The organism is uncultured Muriicola sp., from assembly GCF_947258935.1.
Classification (GTDB): Bacteria; Bacteroidota; Bacteroidia; order Flavobacteriales; family Flavobacteriaceae; genus Muriicola.
On the sequence record NZ_CAMYKH010000014.1, the window covers coordinates 50095 to 56992 of the forward strand.

At 39.4% G+C, this 6898-nt stretch carries 5 protein-coding genes; 2 read left to right on the forward strand and 3 right to left on the reverse strand.

The genetic code is table 11. The annotated features are described in order from the left end of the window. Positions 1-8 precede the first annotated feature (8 nt). Positions 9-1391: a transaldolase gene (locus Q0X72_RS04150; RefSeq protein ID WP_297762303.1), complete on the reverse strand. Its 1383-nt coding sequence runs from the start codon at positions 1389-1391 to the stop codon at positions 9-11. Positions 1392-1567: 176 nt separating this feature from the next. On the opposite strand from Q0X72_RS04150, the gene Q0X72_RS04155 reads away from it, so the two are divergent. Beyond that, positions 1568-3196, forward strand: a complete 1629-nt coding sequence (locus tag Q0X72_RS04155) for an ABC-F family ATP-binding cassette domain-containing protein (protein WP_297762305.1) — start codon at positions 1568-1570, stop codon at positions 3194-3196. Between the two features lie 63 nt (positions 3197-3259). Here Q0X72_RS04155 and Q0X72_RS04160 read toward each other — a convergent pair whose 3' ends face one another. After that, positions 3260-3979: a hypothetical protein gene (locus Q0X72_RS04160; RefSeq protein ID WP_297762307.1), complete on the reverse strand. Its 720-nt coding sequence runs from the start codon at positions 3977-3979 to the stop codon at positions 3260-3262. Between the two features lie 196 nt (positions 3980-4175). Here Q0X72_RS04160 and Q0X72_RS04165 point away from each other — a divergent pair, with 196 nt between their 5' ends. Next, entirely contained in the window at positions 4176-4727 is a 552-nt protein-coding gene (locus Q0X72_RS04165; protein ID WP_297762309.1) for a fasciclin domain-containing protein, read from the forward strand. Here the strand turns inward: Q0X72_RS04165 and pheT are convergent. Further along, on the reverse strand, positions 4724-6898 hold a 2175-nt coding region (pheT, locus tag Q0X72_RS04170), incomplete at its 5' end, for a phenylalanine--tRNA ligase subunit beta (protein WP_297762311.1). The two genes, Q0X72_RS04165 and pheT, sit on opposite strands and share 4 nt — an antisense overlap.

The window sequence follows — 6898 nt, forward strand, 5'->3', positions numbered from 1 at the left end:
AGGAGACTTTAAAAAGATCTGTAAATGTTGGCAAAGGCATCTACAATGACCCCATTTTTGGCAACAATAGTCTTGTTGGGGTTGTAGACAATAAGTGTTTGAACGGCCTGCTCATAATTACTTGTCCAGAACTGATCGGATCTATCCAGATTATTACTGTCTATCATACCTTTCCATTTGGCTTTGTCTGTTCTTAAGTTAATACCAACGAAACGATAATCCGGGTGTTCAAGTTTCAATTCTGTTATTCGTTTACTGATGTTCCTGAAATGCCCTGGTTCTGTACCCGACCAGAAATAGAAAACCACAGGAGATTTGTGGTCAATGTCAATAAGCTTTACTTCCTCACCACCGTAAGAATACAATGTAAAATCTGGGAGTGACTTGGACGGTTGCATGTTTATGATCCCTTCATATAATGTAAAGATCTCTGTGCTATGAGTATTATTATGTGATAATTTTTTGAAGTCTTCAATAAAGCGCTGGTTGTTTTGCTCCGTATCGTGCTTTAATAGATAGTCTATGGCTACATTTCTGAATAGATTATCGCGAAGTTCCTTCTGAGTAATTAAGCTGTCTATAAGCTTTAACTTGTGTTCATTAAAGTGTAATTGTCTGCTGGCTCTTTCAATTTTATCGCCACAATCTGCTTTGCACATTGTGTAAGCCAAATTCCCAAGATGAAACTTCATAAAATTGTAATAGGGCCTTAAGTAAGTAAGATCCTTGTCATTGTAGTTGATATCTTTGCGGTACTCATAAAAGGAATCGGGTAATTGGTGCATTTTTGATTCACCGCTTCGCCTTCTATGATAGAATGGATAGGCTTCCATGGAAATATTAGAGCTGTAAGAAATAAGCGCTTTTGCCAAATCATAGGCCTTGGGAGAAATTTCAAATTCGGCTTTGGTTTGTTCCAGTAAGGACAATTTGATGTTTCTTAAAGAGTCGATCTTTTGATGAAATATTCCGGGCTCCAATTCGTAAATTGAGTTTACCAAGAATTCTTCTTCTTCACGCGCAAGAAACATTTCCAATAAAAAATTATTGATCTCTTCACCTTTCCCGGAAAACACTAATGACTCATCAAAGTCGGCAGTATTTAATCGAACTTGAAGACTGTCCCCATTTTCTATGTATACATATTGTAATTCGGGGTTGTGGTAAAAGTGGTGAAGCCCCTCAGAAACAGAATCTAATCTGAAAATAAATCGGTTATCGGAATCCAGTTTTACAGAATCTACGGGATTTTCGCCCTTAAAGAGCACTATCTGGTCACTTGTAGGGTTAACGATCTCGCCTGCAAAAATAACATGCTTCTCATTGCCTTTATTATCAAGGCAACTAACCGCGATCAATCCAACAAGAATATAGAGTAACTGTTTATTCATGTACAAGATCCACTAAATATGACAACAAAGCTAAGCATTGCGCAGGGTAGGGGTTGTTAATAGGGCGTTAAAAATAAGCGCTGAAGAAGAACATTCGATGAATACGATCAAATAAAGGTTTATTGGCACATCGCCTTAAATTTGTCTATTTTTGCAAAAAATTTAAAGAATCTGATATGCTTTCAGTATCAAATTTATCGGTACAATTTGGAAAACGAATTTTATTCGATGATGTAAACGTAAGTTTTACACAAGGTAACTGCTATGGGGTTATAGGAGCTAATGGGGCCGGCAAATCCACATTCCTAAAAATTCTTTCGGGGTCTGTGGACCCAACTTCAGGACATGTTCATCTGGAACACGGCAAACGAATGTCTGTCCTGGAACAGAACCATAATGCTCACGATGATCATACTGTACTGGAAACAGTGGTTATTGGAAATAAACCCTTGTATAAGATCAAAAAAGAAATAGATGCCTTATACGCAGACTATTCGGATGAAAATGCTGATAGAATAGGGGAATTACAAGTTGCGTTTGAGGAAATGAATGGCTGGAATGCCGATAGTGATGCTGCTGCCTTATTGTCTAATTTGGGAATTAGGGAAGAGTATCATTTTACACAAATGTCTGATCTGGATGCCAAGTTAAAAGTACGGGTTTTATTAGCTCAGGCATTGTTTGGCACCCCGGATGTTTTAGTGATGGATGAGCCTACGAACGACCTGGATTATGAAACAATTGAGTGGCTCGAGAATTTCCTTGGCAATTATGAGAATACGGTGATAGTGGTGTCTCACGACCGGCATTTTTTAGATGCCGTATGTACCCATGTGGTTGATATCGATTTTAGCAAACTCAATCTGTATTCCGGAAACTATACTTTCTGGTACGAGAGTAGTCAATTAGCTGCAAGACAAAGGGCACAACAGAATAAAAAGGCTGAAGAGAAAGCCAAAGAATTACAAGAATTCATTTTACGCTTTAGCGCTAATGTGGCCAAGAGCAAACAGGCAACTTCCCGAAAGAAGATGCTTGAAAAACTTAAGATTGAAGACATTAAGCCTTCTTCTCGCAGGTATCCTGCAATTATTTTTGACCGGGAACGCGAGGCAGGAGATCAGATTTTGCATATTGAAGGAATGTCTGCCATAAGCGAGGATGGTACCTTGCTTTTTGATAATTTAAACCTAAATCTCGCCAAGGGAGATAAGGTGGCTTTGCTATCCAGGGATTCCAGAGCAACTTCTGCTTTATACGAGATCATTAACGGTAATAGAAAACCAGATAGTGGTAAATTCCAATGGGGAGTTACTACCACGCAATCCTATCTACCTGCAGATAACGCTTCTTTTTTTACAGAAAATATAAATTTGGTAGACTGGCTGCGACAGTGGGCAAAGACCGAAGAGGAAAAGGAAGAGGTATATATACGTGGCTTCCTTGGAAAAATGCTTTTTAGTGGAGAAGAAGCACTCAAAAAATGTACAGTTTTGTCGGGAGGGGAGAAGGTAAGGTGCATGTTGAGTAGAATGATGCTTCTTAGAGCAAACGTCTTAATGTTGGATGAGCCTACCAACCATTTGGATCTGGAAAGTATTACAGCTTTTAACAACTCTCTTAAGAATTTTAAGGGAACGGTGATGTTTACGACCCATGATCATCAATTTGCTCAAACAGTAGCGAGTAGGATCGTAGAACTCACTCCTAAACAAACCATTGATCGCTATTCAAGTTTTGATGACTATATGTCTGATAAAAGTATCAGGGAGCAGCGGGAAAAAATGTATTCGGTGCCAGTTTAAGGCAAAGTATATCCATAAAAAAAGCATTCGAAAGAATGCTTTTTTTATTTATTTAGGTGCGTTTCAAGAGTTGAAATATTTGCTATTCCAAATCGCCGGATTAAAATTCTTTCCAAGCGCAAATCCGTAAAATATCACCACCGAGGCAATAGACTTGAACATAAAGAAGAATATGATCCAGAACTCTGAACTTGAATTATTTTTAGAAAAAAGACCTTCAGGGACCATCAAGGTGATCAAATAAGCTATTATAAGTACAATTGAAGTTAAATTAACGATGTTCTTAAAGGGCCAGGCAAATGCTCGGCGTAAAGGATGCAGATCATTACCCCAGCGATGGATAAGGTAGAAATATCCATTGCCGATGGGCGCAAATAATAAGGGATCATCCTTATCTTCCAACCTGAATAATTTAGAGGGGGCTATAATTTTAAAGCCTTCAATCTGAATATTGTGCTCCTTTTCCAGGGCCTTGATTTTTGAGATCCCTTCCATGGGAATCTCTCCCTTAAAGTATTTGGTGTCCAGAAAACGAAGTCGGTATTCAATACAGATCCTCTTTATTTGTTCTATATGATAGATCTTGTCTGTCTCGAGCTGGTCAAAGTCAAAGTTATTCTGAATTCCTTTCGCCTTGCCGGCAAGTCTTTGCTGAATTCGCTCCTCACTCTCAGTATCCTTCCTTAAAAGCTCATAAACACTTGAGAGTAAATCTGCCTGCGCGATTTCTTTTTTGGTTATTGAAGATAGCTTCTCCTCAATATTAGTTCTCTTTAATAACATTCTTTTTCTTTTTGCAATTACAGCAAAAATACAGATTAGGAATCCTCAAAACAACCCCATAAATCAAATTTCTCTAATGTTAATATTATGTTAAATTCGTTCTACTACCGCAACCGCTCCCCAATTTCTAATTCCTAGATTGTATATTGTCGGACTTTTTGACCGTTAATCGATTAAAAGGTCCCTAGATATAACTATGAAACAATACCGCCTGTATATTGTTCTATTATGCTTTGTTGCATTGGCATCAATGAAAGCCCAATCGCCCGAGGGATATACCGACTTCAAGAAAACCATTTACACAAGTACTTTAGAGGCAGGGAATTACACCACGCTTATTTCTGCTTTAAAGGCTACAGATCTCGATCTTACCTTAGATGGCGATGCTTCTTTTACAATTTTTGCGCCTTCAGATCGTGCCTTTCGTAAACTCTCATCTGAAAAGATAAAACATCTTTTACGCCCAGAGAATAAAAAGGAACTCAGAGAAATGGTCACCTATTTTATGGTAGCCGGTTCACTATCCGCGTCGAAGATTCTTAATGCGCTGGTCCGTGGCAATGGCATTGCTACCTTTACTTCGGTACAGGGTAAAAAGATCAAAGCATCCATTGAAGGAATAGATATCGTTCTTACAGATGGGCAAGGAAATAAGGCCAAGATCACTGTGGCAGACGGCGATCAATGCAATGGGATTATTCATACCATTGACAGTGTTATTTTACCAAAACCTCTTTCAATTTACTAGCGTAATTCTGCTCCCAATTGTTTCTCGTACGCATTTTTGATCTTGTTCATGATCTTTTCTATATTCTTGTCAGTGAGTGTTTTGGTTTCATCCTGAAGTGTAAAACTCACTGCATATGACTTCTTGCCTTTTGGTAATTTATCGCCTGTATAGACGTCGAATAAGGACAGATCCTTTAATAATTTCTTTTCGGTTCTATAAGCGATCTCTTTCAGTTGTTTAAAAGGTACCTCCTTATTGAGCAGTAGTGCGAAATCTCTTCTTACTGCCGGAAATTTTGGGATGGGTGTAAATATAATTTGCTTTCTGGACGCCATTTTTCGAAGCGCAGCCCAATCAAAATCGGCAAAGAGCACCTCTTGTTTTATATCGAACATCTTTAGTAGGCTTCCCTGGATCACGCCAATTTTAACAAGCGGAGTTTTATCCTTCATAAGTTGGATGCCTTCGCCATATTCAGTGGATTCAATTCCGGCAGTTTGATATCCACCTACGCCCATCTTTTCCAGGATCTGTTCTACCACTGCCTTCAGCAAATAAAAATCTGAAGGTTTGGATTTCATCGTCCAACTTTCCGGTACTCTATCTCCGGTTATCAGCAGGGTTAGGTGTTCCTTTTCCAGATGACCAGATGTAGTTTTGTGATAGGTCTTCCCAAATTCGAATAACTTTAAATTAGGTCGCTTTCTATTGATGTTATAGGCGGCTGCTTCAAGAGCAGAAAAGAGCATTGAAGGTCTAAGGACAGATAATTCAGAGCTTAGAGGGTTAAGAATGGTGACTGCTCCTTTTTCCCATGAAGGATCCAAAGCCTTTGAATAGTCGGGGTTACTCAAACTATTGGAAAGGATCTCGTAGAAGCCCTGAGCTGCCAACAGATCCCCGATATTATTTTGCAGTTTGTGATCTTCAAATCTAGAGGTAGGTGCAACAGAGGCGTTTAATTTTGGTTCAAATTGGATATTGTTGTATCCATATACCCGCAAGATCTCCTCTATTACATCAACCTCGCGCTGAACATCTATTCTGTAAAACGGAATAACAAGGCCCAATCCAGATTCCGTAACACTTTTTACTTTTATGTCGAGAGAGGCCAGGATCGATTTGATCACATCACGCGGAATTTCCTGCCCTATTAAGGCATTGATTTTCTCAAATGTTAGGAAGACCTGGTGATCTTCTATCTTTTTTGGGTAGAGATCAACAATGTCGGAAGTGATATCCCCGCCTGTGAGCTCACAAATTAGCAAAGCAGCACGCTGCAAAGCATATTCCACATTATTGATGTCTATTCCGCGTTCAAAACGGAAAGAGGCATCTGTGTTAAGTCCATGACGTTTGGCCGTTTTTCGGATAGAAACCGGATCGAAATAGGCACTTTCCAAAAAGATCGATTTTGTATTTTCTGTAACACCGGTATTTATCCCACCAAAAACTCCTGCAATACACATGGCTTTTTCAGCATCGCAGATCATTAGATCTTCCTTGTCCAGGATACGTTCTTCACCATCAAGGGTCATAAAACGAGTTCCTTCTATAGCGGTCCTCACCACGATCTCTTTTCCGAAGATTCTGTCTGCATCAAAAGCGTGCAATGGTTGTCCTAACTCATGCAGCACATAATTAGTGGCATCTACTACATTGTTAATGGGTTTTAAACCAATTGCTTTAAGCCTGTTCTTTAACCAGTTAGGGGACGGTTGAACAATTAGATTACTAATAGTAACGCCGGCGTATCTTGGAGCCTTTGTTTTATCTTCTACCTTAACCGCAATTTTCAAGGACCTGTTGGCCACATTAAAATTGCTTATTGAGGGAGTCATGAGTTCCTTCTGTATGCCTTGCTGCCTTAGTCCCGCTTTTAGATCTCGCGCTACGCCATAATGACTCATGGCATCTGCCCTGTTAGGAGTGAGGCCAATTTCAAAGACTTGATCTATCTCGATCTCAAAAAGATCGGCCACCGGGGTTCCAGGTTCTATACTTGCCTCAAGGATCATAATGCCATCATGACTGTCTCCTAATCCTAATTCATCTTCTGCACAGATCATCCCTGCACTTAGTTCCCCTCTGATTTTTCCTTTTTTAATAACCAAGGATTCTCCATTATTCATATGAAGCGTAGTTCCGATAGTGGCCACAGGTACTTTTTGTCCTTTGGCAACATTAGG